20 protein-coding genes and 1 pseudogene are annotated in these 25,618 nt (G+C 37.6%); 14 read left to right on the top strand and 7 right to left on the bottom strand.

Annotation, left to right across the window (positions count from 1 at the left end; genetic code table 11):
- Positions 1-34: 34 nt before the first annotated feature.
- The 9 genes from BK577_RS05170 (at position 35) to BK577_RS05130 (ending at position 11,759) form a co-directional block, all read left to right on the top strand.
- Positions 35-706 carry a DUF4867 family protein gene (locus tag BK577_RS05170; protein ID WP_078431959.1) on the top strand — a complete coding sequence of 224 codons (672 nt, stop codon included), beginning with the start codon at positions 35-37 and terminating at the stop codon, positions 704-706.
- 44 nt (positions 707-750) lie between these two features.
- The gene (locus tag BK577_RS05165; RefSeq protein ID WP_078431958.1) at positions 751-2,529 is read left to right on the top strand and encodes a solute:sodium symporter family transporter; all 1,779 of its coding nucleotides are present in this window, start codon (positions 751-753) and stop codon (positions 2,527-2,529) included.
- Between the two features lie 74 nt (positions 2,530-2,603).
- Entirely contained in the window at positions 2,604-4,643 is a 2,040-nt protein-coding gene (locus tag BK577_RS05160) for an alpha-glucosidase (protein WP_218970489.1), read from the top strand.
- A gap of 187 nt (positions 4,644-4,830) precedes the next feature.
- A complete protein-coding gene (locus tag BK577_RS05155) occupies positions 4,831-5,565 on the top strand; it encodes a GntR family transcriptional regulator (RefSeq protein WP_245823435.1) in 735 nt (244 codons plus the stop codon).
- A gap of 268 nt (positions 5,566-5,833) precedes the next feature.
- A complete protein-coding gene (sftI, locus tag BK577_RS05150; RefSeq protein ID WP_078431957.1) occupies positions 5,834-7,174 on the top strand; it encodes a sulfoquinovose isomerase in 1,341 nt (446 codons plus the stop codon).
- Between the two features lie 41 nt (positions 7,175-7,215).
- Positions 7,216-7,947: a GntR family transcriptional regulator gene (locus tag BK577_RS05145; protein ID WP_245823434.1), complete on the top strand. Its 732-nt coding sequence runs from the start codon at positions 7,216-7,218 to the stop codon at positions 7,945-7,947.
- A gap of 77 nt (positions 7,948-8,024) precedes the next feature.
- Positions 8,025-9,395 (top strand): aldehyde dehydrogenase family protein, encoded by a 1,371-nt coding sequence (locus BK577_RS05140; RefSeq protein ID WP_078433467.1) that lies wholly within the window; start codon positions 8,025-8,027, stop codon positions 9,393-9,395.
- 40 nt (positions 9,396-9,435) lie between these two features.
- Entirely contained in the window at positions 9,436-10,338 is a 903-nt protein-coding gene (locus BK577_RS05135; RefSeq protein WP_078431955.1) for an AEC family transporter, read from the top strand.
- 485 nt (positions 10,339-10,823) lie between these two features.
- Complete coding sequence (locus BK577_RS05130) at positions 10,824-11,759, top strand: patatin-like phospholipase family protein (protein ID WP_078431954.1); 936 nt, start codon at positions 10,824-10,826, stop codon at positions 11,757-11,759.
- 155 nt (positions 11,760-11,914) lie between these two features.
- Here BK577_RS05130 and sleB read toward each other — a convergent pair.
- A pseudogene (gene sleB, locus BK577_RS05125) lies at positions 11,915-12,636 on the bottom strand (spore cortex-lytic enzyme).
- Between the two features lie 324 nt (positions 12,637-12,960).
- Here sleB and BK577_RS05120 point away from each other — a divergent pair.
- Together BK577_RS05120 and BK577_RS05115 are read left to right on the top strand one after the other, a co-directional pair.
- Positions 12,961-13,308, top strand: a complete 348-nt coding sequence (locus BK577_RS05120) for a single-stranded DNA-binding protein (RefSeq protein ID WP_026563160.1) — start codon at positions 12,961-12,963, stop codon at positions 13,306-13,308.
- Positions 13,309-13,454: 146 nt separating this feature from the next.
- On the top strand, positions 13,455-13,856 hold the full coding sequence (locus BK577_RS05115) for a coiled-coil domain-containing protein (RefSeq protein ID WP_139367268.1): 402 nt from the start codon (positions 13,455-13,457) through the stop codon (positions 13,854-13,856).
- Positions 13,857-14,006: 150 nt separating this feature from the next.
- Here the strand turns inward: BK577_RS05115 and BK577_RS05110 are convergent, their stop codons facing one another.
- Together BK577_RS05110 and BK577_RS05105 are read right to left on the bottom strand one after the other, a co-directional pair.
- Positions 14,007-16,772: a DEAD/DEAH box helicase gene (locus tag BK577_RS05110; RefSeq protein ID WP_078431952.1), complete on the bottom strand. Its 2,766-nt coding sequence runs from the start codon at positions 16,770-16,772 to the stop codon at positions 14,007-14,009.
- A complete protein-coding gene (locus tag BK577_RS05105; RefSeq protein WP_078431951.1) occupies positions 16,765-18,396 on the bottom strand; it encodes an SWIM zinc finger family protein in 1,632 nt (543 codons plus the stop codon). Before BK577_RS05105 ends, BK577_RS05110 begins: the two co-directional genes overlap by 8 nt.
- A gap of 328 nt (positions 18,397-18,724) precedes the next feature.
- Here BK577_RS05105 and BK577_RS25905 point away from each other — a divergent pair, with 328 nt between their 5' ends.
- The 3 genes from BK577_RS25905 to BK577_RS26840 all read left to right on the top strand — a co-directional run bounded on the left by BK577_RS25905 (position 18,725) and on the right by BK577_RS26840 (position 19,402).
- Positions 18,725-18,868, top strand: a complete 144-nt coding sequence (locus tag BK577_RS25905; RefSeq protein WP_226528007.1) for a YwzD family small protein — start codon at positions 18,725-18,727, stop codon at positions 18,866-18,868.
- Between the two features lie 96 nt (positions 18,869-18,964).
- The gene (locus tag BK577_RS05100) at positions 18,965-19,153 is read left to right on the top strand and encodes a hypothetical protein (RefSeq protein ID WP_078431950.1); all 189 of its coding nucleotides are present in this window, start codon (positions 18,965-18,967) and stop codon (positions 19,151-19,153) included.
- 177 nt (positions 19,154-19,330) lie between these two features.
- Complete coding sequence (locus tag BK577_RS26840) at positions 19,331-19,402, top strand: hypothetical protein (protein WP_483869318.1); 72 nt, start codon at positions 19,331-19,333, stop codon at positions 19,400-19,402.
- Positions 19,403-19,492: 90 nt separating this feature from the next.
- Here the strand turns inward: BK577_RS26840 and BK577_RS05095 are convergent, their stop codons facing one another.
- From BK577_RS05095 to BK577_RS05080, 4 genes are read right to left on the bottom strand one after another with little or no spacing between them, the layout of a single operon-like run.
- Entirely contained in the window at positions 19,493-20,560 is a 1,068-nt protein-coding gene (locus BK577_RS05095; protein WP_078431949.1) for a glycosyl hydrolase family 18 protein, read from the bottom strand.
- A gap of 14 nt (positions 20,561-20,574) precedes the next feature.
- Entirely contained in the window at positions 20,575-22,326 is a 1,752-nt protein-coding gene (locus BK577_RS05090) for a polysaccharide deacetylase family protein (protein WP_078431948.1), read from the bottom strand.
- The gene (locus BK577_RS05085; protein WP_078431947.1) at positions 22,327-24,159 is read right to left on the bottom strand and encodes a glycosyltransferase; all 1,833 of its coding nucleotides are present in this window, start codon (positions 24,157-24,159) and stop codon (positions 22,327-22,329) included.
- An 18-nt stretch (positions 24,160-24,177) separates the two neighbouring features.
- A complete protein-coding gene (locus BK577_RS05080; protein ID WP_245823433.1) occupies positions 24,178-25,596 on the bottom strand; it encodes a polysaccharide deacetylase family protein in 1,419 nt (472 codons plus the stop codon).
- Between the last annotated feature and the right edge of the window lie 22 nt (positions 25,597-25,618).

Raw genomic sequence — 25,618 nt, 5'->3', positions numbered from 1 at the left:
CTTTAACCCACAAGTTGTATGGAGGTAAATTCCATTGAATAAATTTGAAAACCTAAGAACACTAAATCATCATATCCCTTTTTATCATGTGAATGACCCTGCTTTTGCTTCATATGGAAACATAATAGACAATTACAATTTTGAAGAATTAAATCCTTACATGGAAAATACAGAAATTCCTGAAGAAGGAAATGTGTATGTCCCATCTGTTACAGAAATGGAAGGGACAGCAGTTAAAGAACAAATTCAGAGTCATTTTTATGGTGAACTACCAATACAAATCGGTTATTGTAATGGTGTTAATTCAACTCTAAATGGTCTAGAATATCATAAGGGCAGTGAGATTAATTACGCTTTGACAGATACTGTCCTTTTACTAGGGAAATTACAATCTATTAAAAATAATCAATATGATTCAAGCGAAATTGAAGCCTTTTTTATTCCAAAAGGAACAGCGGTAGAGCTGTACGGGACAACTCTTCACTTTGCACCATGTAAAATAAGTGATAAAGGGTTTAAAGTAGTTGTGATTTTACCTGCTGGAACGAATCAGCCATTGAATAAAGAGATGGATAAAAGGACAAAGGAAGATTCGTTATTATTTATGAAGAATAAATGGTTGTTGGCACATCCGGATCGAGAAGTACTGATTAATCGTGGTGCATATCCAGGAATAAAGGGAGAAAACATTCAAATTTATTACTAAGACAAATGTAAATTTTGATAAAAAAATAAGGGAGTATATAAATTATGGAGATGTCAAATATATGGTTCACGCTTTTATCGTGCATTTTCTTTATGGGCTTAGTAGGTTGGATCTCATATTTAAAAACGAAGGGTGATGTAAGCGATTCCACTGGTTACTTTTTGGCTGGCCGCGGCTTAACAGGTACCTTTATTGCCGGATCTTTATTGTTGACGAATCTATCGGCAGAACAGTTAATTGGTCTTAATGGGCAGGCGTATCGAGCGAACTTATCGAATATGGCATGGGAAGTAACAGCTGGTTTTGCCGTTGTCATTATGGCACTCTATTTACTTCCGAAGTACTTAGGTGGTGCTTTTACAACGTTGCCTGGGTTTTTAAGTTCACGTTATGACGAAGGTGTTCGTCGTCTTTCTGTTTTATTGTTTATGCTTGGTTATATTTTAGTAACAGTGCCATCTGTTTTATATTCCGGTGCTTTAGCGATTTTACAGCTTTTTGATGTACCAGCTATGTTTAATATTTCATATGAGGAATCCATTTGGTTAATCGTTTGGGTCGTTGGAATAATTGGAGCTGTTTATGCTATTTTCGGCGGGTTGAAAGCGGTTGCTGTGTCCGATACGATTAATGGAATTGGATTATTAATTATCGGTGTTCTTGTTCCGGTTTTAGGTTTTATTACTCTCGGAGACGGAAGCTTTGCAGAAGGTGTGAAAACAGTCGTAAAGGCAAACCCGGAAAAATTAAATGCTATTGGTTCCAGTACGGATTCAGTACCATTTGGAACGATTTTTACCGGAATGATTTTAGCGAATCTATTCTATTGGGGTACAAACCAATATGTTATCCAGCGGACACTAGGTGCTGCTAGTTTAGCAGAGGGGCAAAAAGGTGTTCTTTACTCAGGGTTTTTTAAGTTGGCTATTCCATTTTTTATGATGGTTCCAGGTTTAATTGCTTATCAACTTTATGGTGAAGGAATGAATCCGGTTGATTTAGCTTACCCGGCACTAGTAGCAGATGTATTACCATTGTATATGTCAGGATTCTTTTTAGCTGTCTTACTTGGAGCTGTTTTAAGCTCATTCAACTCATTATTAAATTCAGCTGCTACCATGTTTGCATTAGACATTTACAAACCTTTAAAAGAGAATGCAACAGATCAAGAATTAATTCGTGTTAGTAAAATTTTTGGAACGATTATTGCGTTAGTATCTTTTTTCATCTCTCCATTACTTATGAATGCACCTGACGGATTATGGGATTTAATTCGCCGTTTTACAGGATTTTTCAACATCCCGATTATTACAATTGTCCTAGTAGGCTTGCTTTCTAAGCGTATTCCGGCACTTGCTGCAAAAGTGGTTATTGTATTCCACGTGATCACTTATTATATGCTTGTTTGGGGATTAGACCAATTATTTGGGTTCCAGTTATCAATTAACTTTATTTATGTTTATGCGATTTTATTCTGTGTTGAAGTTGCGATTATGATGGTCATTGGAAAAATGAAGCCGATGAAGGTTCCATATATCTTTAAGTCAAATGCTCAAGTTAGTCTTGTTCCTTGGAAATATTCATTACTTGTTACCGTTGTGTTATTAACGTTAATCGTCATGACATATGTTGTGTTCTCACCTATAGGGCTGGCTTATGGTGATGAAATTGTTTCTCCAATGTTTTGGCCGGTCATGATATTGGTAACAGCTGTTGCCGTTGTTTTAGGTATTTTTTCAGTGAAAAGTTGGATGAAAAAATACTCCGGCTATCTAACGAATCAACAACCAGAAAGTGAAAATAAAGATAAAAAACTTGCGTAATAGAGATTGAGTCTGTCCAGATTGTCAGACTCTCTTCTATGAAACTAGGTTGAAAGAAGGCGAGAGGATTGAACATGATTGACATTCATTCAAAAACAGGAATGGAATTAAAAGTACGTGAAGACGGTTTTGAATTAGTGTGGAATGGTGAAACATTAGTTAAGCATTCATCCACTAAACCTTTTGTTTATGTAGGATATGGAGAGGAAAAAATTGATATGTATCGCGGGAATTTTGATATCCGTGATTATGTCATTGAGAGGACAGCTCTTCGATATGCAAAAACACTTGTAAATGAGGATGGAACAGCTTTCCTATCTCTTAGTAGATTTAAAGGAGAAGATCCGACAGTAACATTCTCGTTGAAAGTGGAAGATAGTCAAGCGGTATTAAGAGTTGTCGAAACCCAAGAACGTGTTAACCGTTTTTGGATTCGTGTTGAAGCCGATCAACATGAAAAAGTGTATGGATGTGGTGAACAGCTGTCTCATTTTAATATGAGAGGAAAAAACTTTCCACTTTGGACATCAGAACCAGGTGTTGGCAGAAACAAGAATACCTATGTTACATGGCAGGCTGATGTGAAGGATAAAGCTGGCGGAGATTATTACAACACAAATTTCCCACAGCCAACATATGTTTCAAGCAATAAATATTATTGTCATGTGGAAACAACAGCATATGCTGATTTCGATTTTCGTCAAAATGATTTTCATGAATTACAAGTTTGGGAAGTACCAAAGGAAATTATCTTTGAAGGAGCATCCTCCTTTCTTAGTTTAGTAGAAAAGATCACAGCGCGCTTTGGACGTCAGCCGGAATTACCAGAATGGACCTATGATGGAATTTGGCTTGGAATTCAAGGTGGAACAGATGTTGTAGAAGCTAAGCTGGAGAAGGCTCTTGCTAAGGGAGTGAAGGTTGGAGGAGTTTGGTGTCAGGATTGGCAAGGAAAGCGGATCACCTCCTTCGGTAAACGATTAATGTGGAACTGGAAATGGAATCCGGAGGAATACCCTAATCTTGATAAGAAAATTCATGAGTGGAAAGAAAAAGGTATCCGATTCCTAGGCTATATTAATCCTTATGTAGCAGTTGAGGGTGATCTTTATCAATACGCAAATGAAAAGGGATACTTGGCATTAAATCAGCAAGGTGAAACATACCTTGTAGACTTTGGTGAGTTTTATTGCGGAGTTGTGGACTTTACAAACCCTGAAGCCTTTGAATGGTATAAAAACGTCATAAAAGAAAATATGCTTGATTTCGGGATTGACGGTTGGATGGCCGACTTTGGCGAGTATTTACCAACAGATGTTGTTCTTCATAATGGGGTGGATGCCAAAATCATGCATAATGCTTGGCCTGCTCTGTGGGCAAAGGTTAACTATGAGGCAGTTCATGAAGCAAACAAATTAGGTGAAGCTGTGTACTTTATGCGCGCAGGCTATACAGGTATACAAAAATATTGCACACTTCTTTGGGGTGGCGACCAAAGTGTAGACTTTTCAATAGATGATGGCTTAGCTTCAGTCATACCTGCTGCATTGTCTTCCGGGATGATCGGCTGCGGCTTACATCATAGTGATATCGGAGGGTATACTAGTTTACACGGCAATAAGCGTTCAAAGCAATTACTGATGAGATGGGCTGAGATGGGCGCCTTCACACCAGTCATGAGAACACATGAAGGAAATCGTCCGGATGATTGCTTCCAATATGATGATGATGACGAGTCACTAGAACATTTAGCAAGAATGACACAAATTTATGTGGCATTATCACCCTATACAAGATCACTTGTGAAGGAAAACGCAGAACGCGGGATTCCTGTACAACGCCCGTTATTTATGCACTATGAGCAGGATGAAAAAGCCTACAATATTCAATATCAATATTTATATGGCCGGGACTTACTTGTTGCTCCAGTCCATCAGGAAAATCAAAAAGAGTGGAATGTCTATTTACCGGAAGATGAATGGGTTCACCTCTGGACCGGTGAGGAATATAAAGGTGGAGAGGTAACTGTAGCTGCTCCAATTGGAAAACCGCCAGTGTTTTATCGAAAACATTCCGAGTGGAAAGAAACTTTCCTAAAGATAGGTAATATGTAAGAGACGAGAAGGTTGTTGAGGATATTCAACAGCCTTTTTGGTACAGCATTCCTTCAAATTTTTGTAACACTCACACATAAAATTAAGGTAGGTATGTATGATATAATAGTCATGATGATTAGTTGATACCTATCCTAAGTGATAATAGATGAAGTCCGAAAAGTGACAGCAGAAAGGAATGTTAGCATTGGAATTGGAAACCAAAGTAGATCCCAATAAAAATATCGCTCTATACCTTCAAGTTAAAGATATTTTAATTAAGCGCATTCAAGAAAAAATATGGGCACCAAATTCATTGATTCCAACCGAACAAGAATTAATGGAAGAGTTTAATGTGAGCCGAACAACATTACGTCAGGCGATTACCATTCTTGTACAGGAAGGCTTATTAGAAAAAAAGCAGGGAAAAGGAACGATTGTAAAATCACAGCAACTAACCGGGAATGGACGATTAAAGGGGTTTGCTGAGGAAGCAATTGAGAAAGGCTTGACGCCAAAATCAAAATTACTCCGAATCGAATTGAAAAAGGATTTGTATCATGAAAAATCAATGTTAGATATCCCTGAAAATGATGAGGTTTTAGTCATTGAACGGATACGTTTTGCTGATTCCGAACCAATTGCTATAGAACGGACATGCTGGCCTTCACATATTGGGAAGCTGTTTGAAAATCAGGATTTAGATCGTGCGAAATTCTATGAAATCTTAGAGGAAAATGGAATCATCTTAAAGCGAGCCAAGGAGAAGATCTCAGCAATTAATGCCACATTATATGAAGCAGATTTATTAGGGATTCGGGGCGGTGAAGCACTGCTGGAAACTGAAAAAATCAGCTATGGCCTAGATGATCGAGCGATTGAATTTTCTAAAGTGAAGTTTCGCAGTGATAAATACCATTATAATATTGAACTTACTAGATAAAAAGGCAGACAGTGAGCAAATCATTGTCTGTTTTTAACTTAGAAAAATGAAATAAAATAGAAAAAACACTTGAAATATTGTAGACGTTTTCATATCATAGAATTAAAGATACCTACTTTTCGTGAAAAGGTAACTATGAATATTCGATTGAAAGATTGAGTTTCCATATGGAAAAATAATGATTTGTGGTTTTAAAGATAGTGATCTATTTTAATTTGTAATAACCAATTAATGGTGTGAAGCTTGAATAAGAAAAGGAGAATAGTTGATGTCACATGCAGTTGTTTTATATCTTCCTATAGGGAGAAAGACATTCGATTTAGAAGCGGGAGAAACGTATCGCAAGCAAAGTATGAAATGGTTGGAAGAAAGCGGCCACACAATTGTTGCACCAAATGAAATTCTAACCTCAGTAGAAGAGCTAGAACAATTTTTGCAAACAAAAGCTTCCTTTGAATTTGATACGATCCTTTATCAAAGTGTTACATTTGCAGACGGAGAATTTATGGTAAAAACGCTTGAGTATTTTAGGGAGCCTGTGATTGTCTGGTCTGTTCGTGAACCAAGTGTAGGTGGAAGGCTACGATTAAATTCCTTAACAGGCGGCAATAGCACAAGCAATGTTCTACGCAACCACCGCCATCCATTTACATTTGCTTTTGGAAATCCAGATGAGGAAAAGCTACAAACGGAATTGAATCAAAAATTTGATGTGATGCGTGTTTTGAAATCTTTGAATCAATTAAAAATGGGTGTTGTTGGCGACTACCCACCCGGATTCTTTTTCTCAGATGCAAATGAAGATGAGTTAAAAGACGCCCTGGGTGTAACTCTTCATAAAATGGATTTGCAGGAAGCCTTTAAGAAATGTGTTGAGCTTCCTGAGGAAGAATGGATTGGGGAAATTGATCGTGCAGAGCAACAGGTGATAGGCTTAAACCGTGAGGATGAGACTGTAAAAAAATTCGCTCAGTTCTCAACATACGTAAAAAAACAAATTGAGGAAGAAAACATAAAGTCAATCGCAATGAGATGTTGGCCAGACTTTTTTAATGATTTAGGTGCAGCACCGTGTTCCGTTCTATCACAGTTTACGGAAGATGGAATGGTCTCTTCATGTGAGTCTGATATTCATGGATCGATCTCTATGTATATTTTACAAGAATTAACTAGAGGAGGAGCACCGTATTTAGGGGATTTAGTCCATGTAAATGAGGAGAATAATTCGGTTGTTTTCTGGCATTGCGGGGCTGGTGCCTATTCACTTGCACATCCATCTACAGGCGCAACAGCGGGAGTACATCCTAATCGAAAAATTGGATTTGCAATGGACTTTGGATTAAAAGCTGGAGAAGTGACGATTTTCCGAGTCAGCCATACACCTGATGGATACCGACTGCTCGTCATGAAAGGGGAGGCACTCGATGTTGAACAACCTTTTACTGGAACTTCAGTCGAGGTAGCTTTAGCAACAGATGTTACGAATACCCTTTATGATCTCATGAACTCAGGGTATGAGCCGCATTTTGCGTTAGTATATGGCGATGTAACAAAACAACTAATTGAGCTTGGTCGTTTGCTTCAGTTAAACACGGATGTATTTATCTAAAACTTCCCTTATATCTTTAATACTTGAAGGGAGTTTTTCCGGTGGAAAGTAGAAGCAAACCTGTGAAAAGCATTTCACTGTATATCCGGGTGAAAGATACAATTATTAAACAGATTCAAGAAAAGAAATGGAAACCAAATGCCATGATCCCAACGGAAAATGAACTGATGAAAGAGTTTGATGTCAGCCGAACAACGATACGGCAGGCGATTTCCATTCTCGTACAAGAGGGCATCTTAGAAAGACAACAGGGAAAAGGAACCATCGTAAAACCGCAATTATTTGTAGGAAGCTTATCAAAGCTAAAAGGTTTTGCAGAGGAAGCAAGAGAAAAGGGAATGGTCCCAAGCTCTAAATTACTGTTAGTAACAATGAGCAGAGATTTCCCTTATGAAAAGTCGATCCTTCAGGTACCAGTGGATGAGGAGATCTTAGTCATTGAACGCCTGCGCTTTGCAAACCAGACACCAATAGTGATTGAGCGATCTTTTTGGCCCAAGAAAATCGGAGAATTATTAGTATGCCAGGATTTAAACAACTCAACCTTTTATGAAATATTAGAGGAAAACCAAATTTTCTTAAAGCATGCAAAAGAAAAAATTTCAGCAGTAAATGCAACATTATTTGAGGCTGACTTACTTGGGATACGAGGAGCTCAGGCGATGCTGAAAATGGAAAGACTCAGCTTCGGCAATGGAGATCAACCAATTGAATTTACCACAACAAAGTTTAGCAGTGAAAAATACACATATCATATTGATCTTATGAGATAGAAGAAGGAGTGGGAATAGTGACAACAATCATAACAGAACAATACGGATTATATATTAATGGACAATGGGAAAAAACAATGGACGTTATGGACGTGTTAAATAAATATAATCAAGAGGTAACAGCAACTATTTCTATAGCTGAAAAAGAACATGTCGATGCAGCTGTACAAGGTGCTAAGGAGGCATTAAAGGTACCATTTTCACCATATGCACGCTATGAAGTGTTAATGAAAGCCGCTGAATTACTAGTCGAACGTCGTGAACAATTTGCCAAAGTGCTTGCATTAGAAGTAGGAAAACCAATTCGGGAATCCCGTGGTGAAATTGAGCGTGCCGCCCAAACGTTAGTGATTTCAGCTGAAGAAGCAAAACGTATCCATGGGGAAGGTGTTCCAGTAGAGGCTGCACCAGGCTCTGAAAATAGAATGGCTTTTACAGTACGAGTTCCTGTAGGTGTTATTGCAGCTATTACCCCATTTAATGTACCGGTCAATTTAGTTTGTCATAAAATCGGTCCAGCTATTGCTGCCGGAAATAGTGTTGTCTTAAAGCCGGCGGAGGTAACCCCAATTTGTGCACTTATGTTAGCAGAATTAATGGAAGAAGCAGGCTTGCCAAAAGGTCGTTTGCAGCTGTTAACAGGAGACGGTGCAAAAATCGGCGACTGGTTACTGGAAAATAAAGATGTTAACATGTTTACCTTTACAGGAAGTCCACGTGTTGGTGAGTATATTCGATCAAAGGCTGGGCTACGTAAGGTAGCATTAGAATTAGGAAACAATTCAGCAACAGTTGTTCACCATGATGCAAATGTAGAGCAAGCAGCATCACTTATTGCACAAAAAAGCTTTAACAATGCAGGTCAGGTTTGTATCTCTGTTCAACGTGTTTATGTTCATGAGGAAGCTTTTGAAAGCTTTATAAATACATTGAAGGAAAAAACAGAAAAACTAGTTGTTGGTGATCCTTTAAATGAAAGAACAGATATTGGTCCGATGATCCGTATCCGTGAAGCGGAGCGCGTTGAAAGCTGGGTAAATGAAGCAGTTGAGCAAGGGGCAGTGATTGCATTAGGTGGTAAACGTGAAGGAGCGCTTTATGAGCCTACTATTCTAACAAATGTAAATGATGAAATGAAAGTATGTCGACAGGAAGTATTCGGTCCAGTAGTTTCTGTTGCAACATATAAAGACATAGATGAAGTGATTACGAAAGTAAATGATTCAGATTATGGCTTACAAGCAGGTCTTTTCACAAATGATTTACAGTTTGCGATGAAGGCAGCACGGGAAATTGAGGTGGGCGGTCTTATCATTAATGATGCTTCGGCTTATCGTGTCGACCACATGCCATATGGCGGAGTGAAAAACAGTGGTAATGGTAAGGAAGGTCCGAAATATGCCATTGAAGAAATGACAGAGGAACGTATTATTGTATTAAACTTATAAGTTACCCGAAAATAACGAAATTAGGAATGAAGGTGAATGAGTGGATTTCTTCCTTATCCTTATTCCGATCTTTAGTATTTTTGCACTCGGTTATATAGGACAGAAAAAAATTGGATTTGAAACGAAAACCATATCGACGATGGCTCTTTATTTAATGTCACCGGTTTTAGTTTTTCGAACCTTTTATACAACAACCTTTACAATCACCTATATATATATGGCTTTGTATACATTTGCTCTTTGTTTTTCATTAATTGCCGTCGTGTATTTGATTGCTTATATACGAAAGTATTCTGTTAAAGAAACATGTGGAATGATTTTAGCCTCATCATTTATGAATAATGGCAATTACGGGACACCTGTTGTTCTGCTTCTATTTGGGGCAGCGGGTCTCGATTATGCCATTATTTTAATGGTCATTCAACAGCTTGTGATGTGTACGGTTGGTGTATATTACGCAGCAAAAGGAAGTGAAGAAGGAGACGGAGTTCGTGCAGCCATTCGTGCTGTGAAACGAATGCCAATTGTTTATGGGGCATTTTTGGGCTTCCTCCTTCAAACCTTTCATATTTATTTAGGAAAATCTATGACACAGGCGATTGACATGGTGGCAGATGCTGCTATTCCAACGGTTATGATTGTATTAGGTATGCAACTTGCCAAAATTTCTATTAAAAACTTTGAAAGAGGCAAAGTGTCTCTTTCACTTGTAACCAAACTAGCTGTCTCACCTTGTATTGCCTATTTAATTACATTGTTTTTGCCAGTTGATGAAATGATCAAGCAAATTATGATCATTATGGCAGCTATGCCGACAGCAGCAAACACGACCATGTATGCTCTCCAATTTAATACAGAGCCGGAATTTGTTTCAAGTGCAACACTCGTTAGTACAACACTAAGCTTGTTAACATTACCAGTTACGTTTTTCATTGTTTTATGAATGGGTCATGGGTTTCTGTGGGTCAGAGGGACAGGTTCCTTGTCCCGGTTTTCAGGTAATATGTCACGATAAGAGTAAAAAGGAGCGGAAATTCTCATACCATTTCCGTTCCTTTTTTCTTTGAAAAAATCACTTAATCCCAGGCCTTTCAATTGTTAATTATCTAAGGAAAGCTACTAAGTTGGAGCGGATTTAAGTGTGGATCGCTACTGCCCGTTAAGAGTGGGATAAAATTCTTACTGAAGTGATTTATTTTAATGATAAATAGATGTCTTTAACAAGCAGGCAGGTTGATCTAGTGGCACATCTTTTTGTATGAGGCTATATATTGAAATAAGGAAGGAATTTAGAGTGGGCATCTTGAAGTTTTAAGTATGCTGTAGCATGCAGAATAGGAGATTGAGAATTTTAACTTTATTCCGAATCATCGTTAATGAACTTTCATGCAGTTTAATACTTAACTCTTATATTGAGGTGGTGGCAATTTGAAGGTAGATGCTGTTTTTGAAGGTGGTGGAGCTAGGGGGCTTGCCTTTGTTGGAGCGATTCAAGCAATGGAAGAGGAAAAAGTAGAATGGGAACGATTGGCTGGAACATCTGCGGGAGCATTAATTGCTTCTCTTTTGGCGAGCGGTTACACAAGCTGTGAAATTAGAGATCGTCTAAGTGTACTCGATTTTTCAAAGCTCCGCGGTAAGACAACTTTGCATCGAATTCCCGTTTTCGGCATTCTTTTAGAATTTATGATTCATCTTGGACTGTATAAAAACAATTATTTGGAATCGTGGGTGGATTCACTTCTTCTAGAAAAAGGCATTAAGACATTTGCGGATCTGCCAGATGGGAAGTTGAAGATTATTGCTTCTGATATTTCGAATGGGCAAATGCTTATTTTGCCAGATGATTTGAATCGCTACAGGATGACTCCTGCTGATTTAAATATTTCAACTGCGGTTATGATGAGTGCATCTTTGCCATTTTTTTACCGTCCGGTTATATGGAAAACAAAAGATCGTAAAAAATCCTACATTTTAGATGGCGGTTTACTAAGTAACTTTCCAATATGGTTATTTGATACTGAAAATCCTCGGTTTCCAACATTCGGCTTCCGTTTTGTAAAAGATGAAGTGAACATAGATCCAGTTATACCTACGCCAATCCACCTTATTAAAAATATTTATAAAACGATGCTTCAAGCCCATGATTTGCGACATTTAAACGAAGAAACGCTTGAACGCACGATTCAAATTCCGACTAGAGACATCAACACAACTGATTATGAACTGACTAAGGATGAAATCGATTTTCTCTATAAATCAGGCTATACTTCAACAAAAGAATTTTTATCTAAGTGGGATTTTGAACAATATAAGGTCAAAAGAATGCAAAGAATAAATAAAGAAAAACGCAATTCTATATAAGAATGCGTTTTTTTGAATGCAGCTATGACAAAAATGTAGAACAATATGCCCCAAACACCTAAACTAATGGAACTGTTAACACATATATGATCTGAGGTGAACCCTTAATATGGGAAAAGCACCAGGACAACCTTTAACGAAATTCATCCAGGATTCTATTTACAAAAAATATGTTTCCCGATTTTTTTATTTGTGGTCTGCCCCATATCCAGCTACTTGTTGCTGTATCAGGATTAAAATAATAATTCGCATTTTCAGTCGGATCCCAGCCATTAATAGCATCAAGAACAGCCTTTTTTGATGTTTCATTAGGAGTCAGCCAAATTTGTCCGTCAGCTACCGCAGTAAAAGCCAATGGTTCAAAGATAACTCCTGATACTGTATTGGGAAATGTTGGGCTCTCCACTCGATTTAAAATAACAGCTGCGACGGCAACTTGTCCAATATAAGGTTCACCACGCGCTTCTCCATGAACAGCATTAGCCATGAGTTGAATATCATTTTGAGAAAAACCAGCTGGAACATTAATAGCTGTTGGTTTTTGAGCTTGATCAGCTCCCTTCTTGTACTCATATTTTGTTACACTAACAAGCTTTTGCCTCGTTTTTAAACCAGCTAACCCATCGACAGGGAGTCCGAATTCAGATTGGAAATTCCGAAGCGCCCAATATGTCCCCCAGCCAAAAACACCATCAATTTCCCCTTTGTAAAAGCCAATATACTTTAGACGAGACTGCAACTCAATTACATCATCCCCAGTTGACCCTCGTTGAATAACTTGATTTGTAAAGGCATCAGTACTGTTTTCCTGGAGTGTTAAAATCGTTCCACATAAAAGAATGATTAAAAGAATAAATAGATATTTTTTCTTTTTCATAGTTCTCATCATTTTCCTCCTGATCATTAACATGAAGTTATTTTTTGTTAGGGGTAAACTTTTATTCAATGAAAGGATCAAGTAGCTACAAGAAAATGGAAAATGAGTACTCTCATATCTTGAAAATTCCCTGCAATGAATATCTACAACTGTTTTTAAAAAAATGTCCAAACATCTGAAGTTTTAAAAGGAAACACTATTTTTGCTTCTATGAAAAACGAGTTTCATGAGCTAGCAGTTAAACAAAACAGTATTTTACTCATTTTTCCAATTGTGATTCATCGTTTACAATACGGTTGTACATGAAAGGAAAGGAGGTTTGAGGTGATTAATCAAATAATCTTAGTCGGTCGTCTGACGAAGGATCCGGAAATTCGGTATACAGCGGATGGTGCCCCAGTTGCCAATATCACTCTCGCAGTTAGCCGGAACTTTAAAAATGCAGCTGGAGAAATTGAAACAGATTTCGTCAATTGCACAGTTTGGCGACGAACAGCTGAGAACACGGCAAATTATTGCCGAAAAGGCTCAGTCGTAGGTGTGACAGGCCGCATTCAAACGCGCAGCTATGAAAATGCTGAACGCAACCGCGTGTATGTAACAGAAGTTGTGGCAGATTCAGTCCGCTTCATGAGCGGTAAGCCGCGTGAATTAGTTGAACAGGAAAGTTAAGATGTCTCCGACTTCTCTTCATGAGAGAAAATCAATGGTATCCCCTTATGTCCTCAAAATGGAAGGCTGATCACCAGTGGAAATTTGTGATCAGCCGATTTTTTCTGACAGAGGTGGTATAATAGGTGAAAAAGGAGGTGAATAAAGTGGATAAAGTATTGCAATTTATGATCAGTATCGAAAAAAAATTAGACCATATATCTAAAGATGTTCATGATGTAAAGGATGGAATTGTTCGCTTAGAAGGTAGAATGGACAATCTGGAATCTAGGATGGAAACTATAGAGGGGAGAATGGAACATCTAGAAAAGAGAGTGGACAGTCTAGAAACACGAATGGATAACCTAGAAACAAAAGTAGACAACATGACCACGGAATTTAGAAGTCATTTTGTGAAAATCGAGACTGAGCTTGAACAACATCGTGGTGCTTTTAAAGTGTATGAAATGAATGTCAATGATTTAAAATCAGGTGTTAATCATTTGAGCTCACAAATGGGAATCCATGATACAAGAATCAAGGTAATGGAAGAAAGGCTCAAGATTTAAGCGACAAAAAAACGACAGCCGAAACTGTCGCTCTACTCTACTTAGAAACCTTCTTCTCGATTAACTTCACTAACTTCTCCCACTGCGGGGCTTTTTTTTCTGACGATTTCTTACTCTTTTGTTTTGTTGCCACAATCTAGAACTCCCTTCCTAACTCATTGATAAGGTAAAGAGCTCTTCAAGCTCGTCTGATGAAAGCTCAGTGATCCAGTTTTCACTTTGGATGATTTCGTCGTTTAATGATTGCTTTTTCTCGAGCATATCATCGATTTTTTCTTCAATGGTTCCGGTTGTGACGAGCTTATGAACATGGACAAATCGATCCTGGCCGATACGGTAGGCTCTGTCTGTTGCTTGATTTTCAACAGCGGGATTCCACCAGCGGTCATAGTGGATAACATGGTTTGCTGCTGTTAGATTTAATCCTGTTCCACCAGCTTTTAAGGATAAGATCAAGAATGGAAACTCCTTGCGCTGGAAGGACTCAACCATGCGGTCACGCTCTGCTTTCATCACGCTTCCGTTTAAGAAAAGAACCTTTTCACCAAATTCCTTCTCAAGCAGCTTCTTCATCATTTCACCCATGCCGATGTATTGGGTGAAAATCAAACAGCTTTCCTGCTGCTCACGGATTGAAGTTGTTAATTCCAATAATTTCTCTATTTTATGTGAACGAGACACCAATTCCTTCGGTTGCTGTTCCTTCAAATAAAGGGCAGGGTGATTACAAATTTGCTTCAGCTTGCCTAACATCTTCAAAATTAATGCCTTGCGCTGCATGCCTGCCAGAGAATTCACCTGTTCAAACGTATCTTTGACAAGCTGTTCATATAATGAGGCCTGTTCAATAGATAACGGAATATACTCTTTCTGTTCCTGCTTTTCAGGAAGATTAAGGGCAACCTGTTCATCTCGTTTTGTTCGTCTCAATAAAAACGGCTTAATATAGCGTTGGAGCTGTTCAATTTGCTCCACATTGCGATCCTTTTCAATCGGCAACACATAACGTTTATGAAAGCTATGTAAGCTTCCTAAATAACCGTGGTTAAGAAAATCATAAATTGACCAAAGCTCTGTTAAGCGGTTTTCCATCGGTGTACCTGTTAAGGCAATATGATGCTGTCCGCGCAGCTTACGAATCGCTTTCGACTGTTTTGTATGGGCGTTTTTAATATTTTGCGCTTCATCAAGGCAAATCGTACTCCACTGAATCGAGGAGATTTCCTCATAGTCAGCATGTGACAAGCCGTAGGAGGTGATGACAACATCATAATTCTCAATGGACGCCGCAAATTTCTCTTCCTTCGGTCGATTCGGACCATAGTGAAGCTTCACGCGAAGATGTGGTGCGAATTTTTCAAATTCCTTCTGCCAGTTTCCAAGCACAGATGTTGGAGCCACAATCAGTGCAGGCTGCTCAGGCTTTTCTACTTCTTTTACATAAGAAAAATAAGCAATCATTTGAATCGTTTTTCCTAACCCCATATCATCGGCCAGGCAGGCGCCGAACGATACACTTCGTAAAAACAACAGCCAGTCAACACCGTTCTGCTGATAAGGACGAAGGGTACCGAGAAAATCAGCCGGTACCTCGTGTGTCGGCAGCTCATTTGTATCGGTAAGCTTGCGTAGCATACCTTTCATTTGTTGATTAAGCTCAATTTGAATATTCGCAAACGCACGCGTATCCACGATCTCATCTGTATCTTCATCAAGATCCCTGGCATTCAGCTCCTGATGGAGAATGTCAGATAAATGCAGGCCTTCTTTGTCCGCTCGCTTTAAAATGGCCTGAACTTGCTTAATAAAAGCAGGATCAAGCTTAATCCACTGACCTTTAAAATTCACTAAGCGACGCTGCTCGGAAACAAGCTTAAGAAATTCCTCTTCACTCATTTCCACTCCATTTGTCGCAAAACGCCAGTTGAAATCGATCAATGAATTCATTCCGACAAACGACTGACCACGTGGAGTGGAAGAAACCTTAGCCTTCAACATAAGCTGTGAATCTTTGACAACCTGCCACCATGATGGAAGCAAAATCTCCACACCCATATTAATCAATGTTTCACTCGCATCTGTTAAAAACAACCATGCTTCATCCTCGGTAACATATGTTGTACCCGTTTCAAAGCTTAACCACGGCACAATCTCGGCAAAGCGCTCCTGTTCACGTTCAATCTTTTCTAAATGAGGCAGCCACTTTTTAGGCAGATCACGTTTGCCTTGATAGTGTACCAGTTCATCAAGATTTGCCTTGCTTCGTAACATAATTTCCATCTGCCACTCGTCTGTGTCAGTTTCCGGCTCATTCAGGCGCAGCCCAACGGTGAAAGGTGTTTCATCTTTATGCCAGCCTATCTTCTCGAGAAAATCCGTTTCATCAATAAAATGGCCTTGAAATGTCGAGAGCACAGGGTATGACGCAAGAATGTCCTCCCAAGCCTCATGCAAAATGCGATCATGTGCAATCATGTCCGTGATCGCATTAGAAAACCATTCAAGAGCAAATCCCTCCAGCTCATTACCAACATCCTTAAATCTCAGCACACCATTTTTCCAGCCTTCAAAATCAGGCAGGTACTCTCCATTTGAAATAAGCTCATAAATGTCATGGGCAATATCAGCCAACCTCTGCGCATCATCTGAAAGCTCAATGCTCGCAAGCGAATTATATGTTTCTTTTCCAAGGAGCTCGACCATCATCCAAGGTGACAGCTGAACAGCAGGAATGCCGATATAACTAATATCTTCTAATTTTGTGCCAAAGAAGGACGACTCATGCCAGGTGAAAAGATAGCGGGCAAATTCTTCTATGTCCAAATGATGTTCATCGTGTGCAGATGTGCAATACACATAAAAATCATTGTTTTCAATTTGCTCTGCATGCAACACAATTTCAATGGTATTAATCATGAATGAGCTTTCCTTTCTTTAACTCTTCTTTAAACGCACGTAATCGTTTATGCTCATCAGCCAGCTGCAAAATATAATTTTCCCAAACCTCTTCACGCTTCAGCTTCTTGTACTGAGCTTTAATTCTCTTCAAATAGCGCACAGCCATTTTGTAATTTTCCCGTGTTTTCATCCGAATTTCATGTTGAACGGATTGAACATAAAGAGGCAGCAGCACACCTGGTTCGCTTTTTTCAATTTCTTTTAAGACATACGTATCTATTTCATCAAGGGAGAACCCTAACAGTGTTTGCAGCTCAATCCATGTTTTGTACTGCTCTTTATCCAAAAGCAAATCGTGATACTCTGCATAGCTTAACGGCAGCATCATTTTACATGCGCGCTCATACAGCACATCATCATTCGTTGCGCGTGCGTACTGTGAGATAAATCTCAATAAATAGCGGATCGTTTGCCGTTTTTCTTCAAATGGTAAAGAACTATTAATATATTCGTTGGTACCATTCAATAAATAAGAAATCCAATTCGACAGCCGCTTCCAATTTTTCTTTTTGAAAATATCCTCAACCCAAGGAAATATAAATGGGAGGGCAGATGGTGTAAGCTTTGTGCGCATGACCTCAAAAATCTCCTCATCACGTGATTGAAGGAAGTTCATATGCATAAGCGCCATTTCGAACTCAATCGCAAAGGAGGGATCCTGCTTCTTTTCTTCCTCAAGATGCTCCTCAAGCCATTCGCGCTCGATCGAAATGAATTTATCACGTCGAAGCAGCTCAATCCATAATAATTTGTAGAGATTTGTCCGCTCATATTGATAATCCTTACTCGTAAACAGCAGCTCACGGAAACGTTCCACACTATCAACTAAATAGGGATCAAGAGCAAACGGCAAAGCATAGCGCTTCATTTCGGAAATGGCCACCTCAACATTATCTATGAGCTGATCAAGATAAGGATAAATAATATGCTGTAACATATAGTCGGTTGGCTTCGTCTCATTAATGAGCTGCAAAATTTTCAAAAACACCGTAACAGATGCCTGAACAATAAAAAATTGCTTCATCTCAGGAGACTTAGGCGCCTTCTTTTTTAAAGCAGAATAATAATGATGAAAAAGACTTTGAAATAGCTGATTAGGAGAAGTAACCTGCTCATACCAGCGCTCAAATTCCCGATCAAAAAAAGCAATCCAGCTGCCAAGAGTATCTTCATAATCTTTTTCAGGCTTTAAAAGCGAACTTGCCTTTTTTACATGCTTTAACACATCGTCAATCGGCTTTTCTTCTTTCCATAGGTCAACAAACGTGCCGACTCGGTCAACACTTGCATATACATATAGAAACGTTGCAAGCTGATGTCGACAAATCGAATCAGAAGGACAAGTGCATGTACTCATCGAAAAATCATCTAAATCAAGCTCAACTTGAACACTTGTGACATCCTGTACTTTGGCAGACACAGAATGACTTGTTGTGCTCACATTATAAATACTGCCTTGACGATACAAAATGAGTCCCTTTTTCACAACATTTCGATTCTCTTCTTCCTGATGTGAAAGCAACTGTTTAATCTGTTCAGCGGCACCAAGTACAAGTTCTTTACTAAGTTCCCGACCAAGCATAATGAATGGACTCCTTTCAATGAAAAGCAAAGCGTCTTTTGCTTATATATAAAGTAAGAATAATTTGAATCATGAAATAAACCCTAATTCATCTATTATACCTCATTTCAAATGGTACAAAAAGGTTTAGGACGAGATTCAAACCGGGGACATAAAAAGGGAGATGGTTCCGAAGGATGTATTGTGACTAAAAAGTGACTAATTCTGATAAAATGGGATTTAAATGTCAATTTTTCGCACAAAAAAGGCTTGTCTATATATAAGCTTCCAAGTATAATAGTCCCATATTGTCTGAAATTGTAAAATGAAGAAAGGAAACTTTTTGAATATGAAAGATAATCAGCTGAAACAAGAAGAGCTGTTACAAATTCTCTTAAGTGCTTATGATAAAGGCGAAGCAAGAACAGACATCACAACAAATGAAATGATCGAAGACATAATTTCTCAAATAAAAAAAGTTTATGCATCATAAGAAAAGCGAGCGCCTCGAGTGCTCGTTTTTATGTCCTTCGAGATGAATAAATCTTAAGAAATTGAACAGTATATCCTGTTAAGGAGAGATTTAAAGATGAAAGATATAAATAGTAATAATCCATTCGTAAATATGCCAAAGTCAGTGAAAAAGACGTTAAGATACATCATTCAAGATGTAGACTCACTCGAGAAACTGGCACAAATCGAAACATTAATGAACGGGTTTATCCAGGAAAGAAAAATTGTTCTTGAAAAACAACAATATAATGAGCAAAACTCCTAATTAGCTTTCCTCCAATACTATGATACCCAAACTTCCTCACTTCATCTTTAAAAAAGAGAGCGCTTACTATAAATAAAGATGTCAACATCGTGCAATTCATAAAGGTATTCCTTTTTGTTGAAAATAGAATGTGATATTGTAATATTTATGTACTAACCTGAATGCAGGTAGTTTCAAATTCTCTTAAGTGCTTATGATAAAGGCGAAGCAAAAACAGACATCACAACAAATGAAATATTCAAGACATAATCTCACAAATAAAAAAAGTATATGCATCAAAATCAAAAGATACGAGCGCCTTTGGCTCTCGTATCTTTTGTGTGAAGAATGACCTATTTATTAATTTTCCATATCACTTAATTTTTCAAATGTTGTAAGAGTCTCTCCAGTAAGTCCACCAGATCTCCAAAAAGAAAAGTCAGTATACTCACCATTTTCTAGTAAATACTCACTCCAAAGTGTCAAAGTAGTTGAATCGGCATACCAAACTTCAACATTTTCGCCTGATTCTATATATTCAAAGAACATCACTCCACTCTTTTCATCGCGAGATTGCTGTGGGTTATATTGGTCTATTAAGTCCTGTATTTGTTGATTTGTTAAACTTTTAACAATACCTTCTTGCCAACTAAATCCACCAGTTGATAGGGCTATTCCAATATTCTCTGAGTGATTAGGGAACTTTTCCACAAGACTATCTAAAAATTCATAATCCGCTTTTGGTCCGGGCCCACTATGATATCCATACAAATTGTAAGCCATCACAACGTAATTTAGGCTTTCAGGTAAAGGGTAGTGATCAACAGGGAAACTTGGTTCTATTAAAATACGTAATGATAGGCTTGCCTCCTCCAATGCTTTGTCCAAGTCCTTGGCAAAAAGCAAGAACTCATCAGTCAAGTCAAGGGGGATTTTTTCATAATCAATTTCAATACCATCAATTGAGTAACCTTTTACATATGTTAAAATCTTCTCGATATGTTCTCGACGACTTGTTTCTGTTGAAAGCAAGTTTTTTAGTAATTCTGGATTTTTATGAACAACCGTACCATCGTTCATAAATTGGTCATTAATAATTGTCAGATAGATATCTTTTTCTTTAAAATCCTTTTCTTGAAGAACTTGATCAATTAAATTAATTGAATCTTCTGTTTGGTGAAACTCACCAGACTCTGTAAAATACGTTGTGAATAAAAGGATATTATCGATATGTTCGATTGACTCAGAGGTTTCTTCTATACTTTTTTCGTATGCCCAATCGACAAGCCACAGCGATTTGTGGATGTCTCGCACATCATCAACCGATTCTATCTTCACGTACTCAGTTTCTTCGCTTGTAGATGAACAAGAAGTTAAGAGGAGTACAGAAACGAGTAAAATAATACTCTGGATTGCTTGAACGTTCATTTAGTGTCACCCTATTAAAAAGATTCTATAAAAAAGTCAATAATGTCTGAACTAGTCTGAGATACAGATCGGAGGAACGTTTCACTTTTTGATTCATCTACCGAATATAATGTCTTATCCTGTGACTGAATGATCACATTTTCGATAATAGAATCGTAAATGGAATCGGTATCTTGCTCATGTGAATTTTGTTTCGTAATCATTGAACCTCCAAGCAGTAACTGATAAGAAGATGATGAAAAAGGCATTTCTACCTCTGCAATCCTTTTATTATCAACCTTGATCTTCAATCTATTATCAGCTAGAACAAGATCGATATGACGATCATTTTTTAATGTATTTGGATATTCATCTTCATCAATTCGTGATCCTTGTTGTGTTGTCATAAAGTCATACTGTGTTGCCTTGTTAAAAGCATAATCTTCCCCGCTCCAATTTATTTCATCTAGTTTCTGCTTAAACAAAAGCTCTGATTCATCTTTTTGATCTGTTACTTTGTATACATTGAGTACATTTTTCTCTAGCATCATTTTAAGCTGATTTTGACCATCACTGCTTTGGATAGTGAATGACTGTGCTCCCATGACATTCCCTTTTAAATCAAAGCTGGCAGTGAATTTAGAGGGTAGTTTTTTGGTTAATGTTGCGGTCACTTCTTTACTAGGTTCAGTTGTTAAAATGATTTTATGTTGATCAAACTCACCAACACCATTACTGATTTTCCAATTATCAGCAATTTTTTTATCACCATTTTCAAAATCTAATGTCCATTTCGAATCATGTTGGATTTTCATTAACAGGTGATTCACGGGCCAGTTTGGCGCTACCTGCAATCTATTTAAGTTGTAGATATTCTCTGTTGAAGAATTGTAAGCATAAACATCACGATTAAAGTGAAGGGAAAAATATTCTTTAATCATCTTGTTGTTTGCTGCCTCTACAGCTGGGTGCATATTATTGTATAAAGAGTTGGCATGCATAATTGCATATGCTTTTGGCATACTCGAAAAACGATCTTCATAAATGGCATGCATGAATTGATAATCTTTTGTAATACGCTCTTCCATCTCTGGGCGAGTTTCCTTTGGAATCATGTATTCATCACGTAAGTAATCCATTAAATAGTGATTATAATATTCAATTGAAGTTTTATCAGGAACATTATTTTCCTCTATCTCACCTAAATATTCTCCATCTCCGTTGAAGATATTGATATAAGTAAGCCTATAGCCGTTGGATCCTAGTTCCCAAAAACCACTTTCTATCATTTCTTGTAAATGTTTTGGTTTTAGAAACTTTGTATCTTTTGTATCCATTTTATCAGCATAAGTAAACATCGTTGCTTTATAATTTAGCGTTTCCAATGCCTTTTGTGAAAAGATGCTTGAATCATTTCTTCCATCTTCGAATGATAAAAATAAAGCTTTTTCAGGTAATGGTGTTCCTTGTTGGTAGAAATCAATAATTTGTTTCTGAGAAATGGTTTCAAACCCTTGTTTTTTTAGGACAGATAATTGCTTCTCTAATTCTCCCTTCGAGATATATTTTGCTGTGCCGCTGCGATCAACACCAAAGTAGGACAGGGCAATAAATCCATCAGAATTAATCATTTCTTTGGCAGAAAGGGGTTTATATTCATCTGTAATAAACACGGCTCTTATAATAATACCTATCAATAAAACAAGTATTGCTAGTTGAAAAATCACTTTTATATACTTTTTTCTATTTTTTAGCTTGTAGTTAAATACACTTTGATTAAATGACAATTACCCCCCCTCCTTTAACTTACCTTTTTTCTTGAGTACACGGTTTTGTTTTTTCTCTTTTTCTAATACGTCTTGAGGTGTTTCACGCGTCCCCCAAGTCGATTTCCAAAACGTAAACCATGCGACAGGCATTTGCCATAATAGAATAAACTCGTAAAATAACACAAAAATAACACCAAAAAACCATAATTTGCTTTTCCGGAATAGTAAATGAGCAAAACTCATCATAAAGGCCATTAATAATAGTCCTACTATAAAAGTTGTTGGGAAGATTCCATGTACTAAAGGGACATAAAGCAGGTTATAGATTACAACAATTGGAGCTGCAATTGGTACAACAAGTCCAATAAGAAAAAAGACCATCATAAACGGTTCTTTTTTAAATATAAATGTCAGGGCTCGTAATGATTCTCTTAGCCATGAACGTTTCCAACGCATTTGTTGTTTTAAAAATACGTTAAAATCTGATGGAACAATAGTGGAACAAACGGCTTGATCTTGATAACCAGTTCGATGTGTTTTTAGAATATAGTTTGTCATACTTCGATCATCGCCAAAAGTTGCAGGATGTCCTAAGAAACGTTGTTTAAGCCAAGCATCCGCATTTTCTAGTACTAAGCTTTTTCGATAACATGAAAGTGGGCCAGATAGACAAGTCACACAATCAAACGTTGATTCAGCAGCCTTCATAATACGAAAAGCAATATAATATCGTACAGTTTGCAACTTCGTTATCATGTTCGTAAATTTGTTCTCGACTTCTGTTCGCCCTGCTACACCGCCCATTTTCGGATCTTGGAATGGTTGAACAATATTTAGAATCGCATTTGGCTCAAGAAAACTATCAGAATCGACAAACACAACCAAATCATGCTTGGCTTTATTCACGCCAACAACCAACGCCTCACGCTTACCCGCGTTCTGAGGTAATATATGAAAGGAAATCCGCTCTTTTGTCATAAAGCGTTCACCTTCAGAGTTGATTTTTTCGATGATTTCTCTTACTTTTGATGCGGTATGATCTGTTGAACAGTCGTCAACAACAATGACCTCTAGTTTATCTACCGGGTAAGTTTGATCGATGCAACTTAGAATAGTACGCTGGATCCACTCTTCTTCATTAAAAACAGGAATGATAATCGATACACCTGGTTGATAATTCAAGTTCACAGGTGTATTTCGATAGAGTAGTCCAAAGACATACCGACTAAGCAAAAAGGCAGCGGCTAACAAACTATAAAAATATAGGAATTTATTAAACTTAAAATAAATAATACTCTCAGCTCTCATTAATAAAACAAGCAGCGTAATGAATAGTAAAAACAAACTTGATGCAAAAATTGAGAGTCCCCAATGCCGTCTTTTTAAATAACTTTCAATGGATTGTTCAAATTGGAGTGCACATAAATATTGTTCTTCCTCTTCGAATATTTCAGTAAATTGACGAACAACCTTGGAACGCATAGTAACTTTAGATTCGAATCCTTCAGGCATTGCCCCCTCTGGGATGGAGAAAGATAGTTTAACAATTTGGTTTGGTTCAAATTTAATAGATTCGCTAGATAGTTGAATCAGTATTCCTGTATTAGAGATATCGATGCATGATCCAGTTTGCTTTTTTATGGATGGCATCCGTAAACTTACAGGAAATGATGCAATATATCGCTGACCTTCTAGCCGCGCTTTATATACTTTGTTAGGATCAGCAGCTTCCTCTAGTGTTTCATGAATTCCCCTTCTGTCAATGTTTTTTCTAATCTTTTGTGGATCAGGAATATTGGATAATATTCTTCGGTCTTTTTTTGGGTTTGTTATAATTTCATGAGTAGACATAGGAACTTAGCTAAGATACTAGCTGCCTCCTTCAATATTTTTAGTGATCATTTCTGATATTGTTCTAAAAGTGTAGCCCTTTTGTTGCAGATTTTCGATAATGCTTGGCAATACCGTCACTGTGTGTGATTTATCTAATATGTGCATGGTAATAATACTCCCTGGCTCGACTCGATCAACTACACGATTAAAAATCTCTTGATCAGAACGGGACATGTCCCAGTCCAGCGATGTAACATCATATTGGATAATATAGTCAATCCCTGTCGCTGTAATAGCCTTCGCTGATTTAGTATCAAGAATACCTTGAGTGGGTCTAAAATAATTTACAGGCTTCTCTTGTAAGGCATATGATAGGACTTGATCATTTTTAACAATATCTTCTTGAAGATCTAACGGGTCCATTTCTGTAACTACCTTATGGCTATACGAGTGACTAGCCACTTCGTGTCCACGCTCGACAATAAGCTTAGCCAATTGAGGATTTTTCTCGACTCCCGTTCCTATCAAAAAGAACGTTGATTTAATATGATAGGTATCTAATATGTCCAAAACTTTAGAAATCCCTTCATCACTAGCCCAATCATCAAACGTTAGAGCGATTTCTTTGTCTTTTGTAGAAAATTTGTGAATAATAGTAGGTTTACTTTCTTCATAATCAGGATTTACAGCAAGATGATTTGTACTTGGTTTTTCTTCAGTTAGATAATTACCTTTTTCAACTTCTTCAAATGTTGTAAGAGTATACCCTGAAGCAACTGCATCATTGTAAATGAGTTTAATAGCCCGTATTACTTCTGGGTTAATGTATGTGTTAAGCTGAATAATAGCTCCACGGTTTGAAAATTGTTTAATATATGCTGCAATATCTTCTGCACTTTGCATTTTGCTATCTTGGGGATTAATCGTGTTGGAAATTACCTGCATATCCAGCTGTGCTGCAGCTTCTTCCAGAGACTGAGAAGAATCACCAGAACGGCTGCGGATGTATGATGGTTGAATGTTTAGATGTTCTTGAAAAATTTTGTTGGCTAATGCTACTTCAACATATGCTTCTTCATAATTTAACTTGTTAGGTAACACATGGTTCAATGTATTATTCTGAATGGTATGGCCTCTTGCCAAAATTTCCTTTGCTAATTCCGGGTCTTCAGCTACCCTCATCCCTTGTAGAAAAAAGGTAGATTTAATACCTAGCCGATCTAATTCTTCCAATAAGTTAAGCATCGTTTCTTTGTCTGAAAGTCCATTAAATGTTAATGCCATTTTTTTTTCTGTTGTAGCTATCTGTGTGATAGCTGGTTTTGCTTCTTTTTCTTTTTGGGGTATTTCCATTTTTGGAGAAACAGCAGTAATTTCCGGTTCACTCTTTTTAAATGCACATCCTGTCAAAGTCATGACTAATAAGCAAAAGAATACTATATGGAATTTTTTCATTCACATTCTACTTCCTTATTTA

Origin of the sequence: Metabacillus halosaccharovorans, assembly GCF_002019635.1 — a bacterium.
GTDB classification, from domain to species: Bacteria; Bacillota; Bacilli; order Bacillales; family Bacillaceae; genus Metabacillus; species Metabacillus halosaccharovorans.
This window is presented reverse-complemented; position numbering and strand designations above follow the sequence as displayed.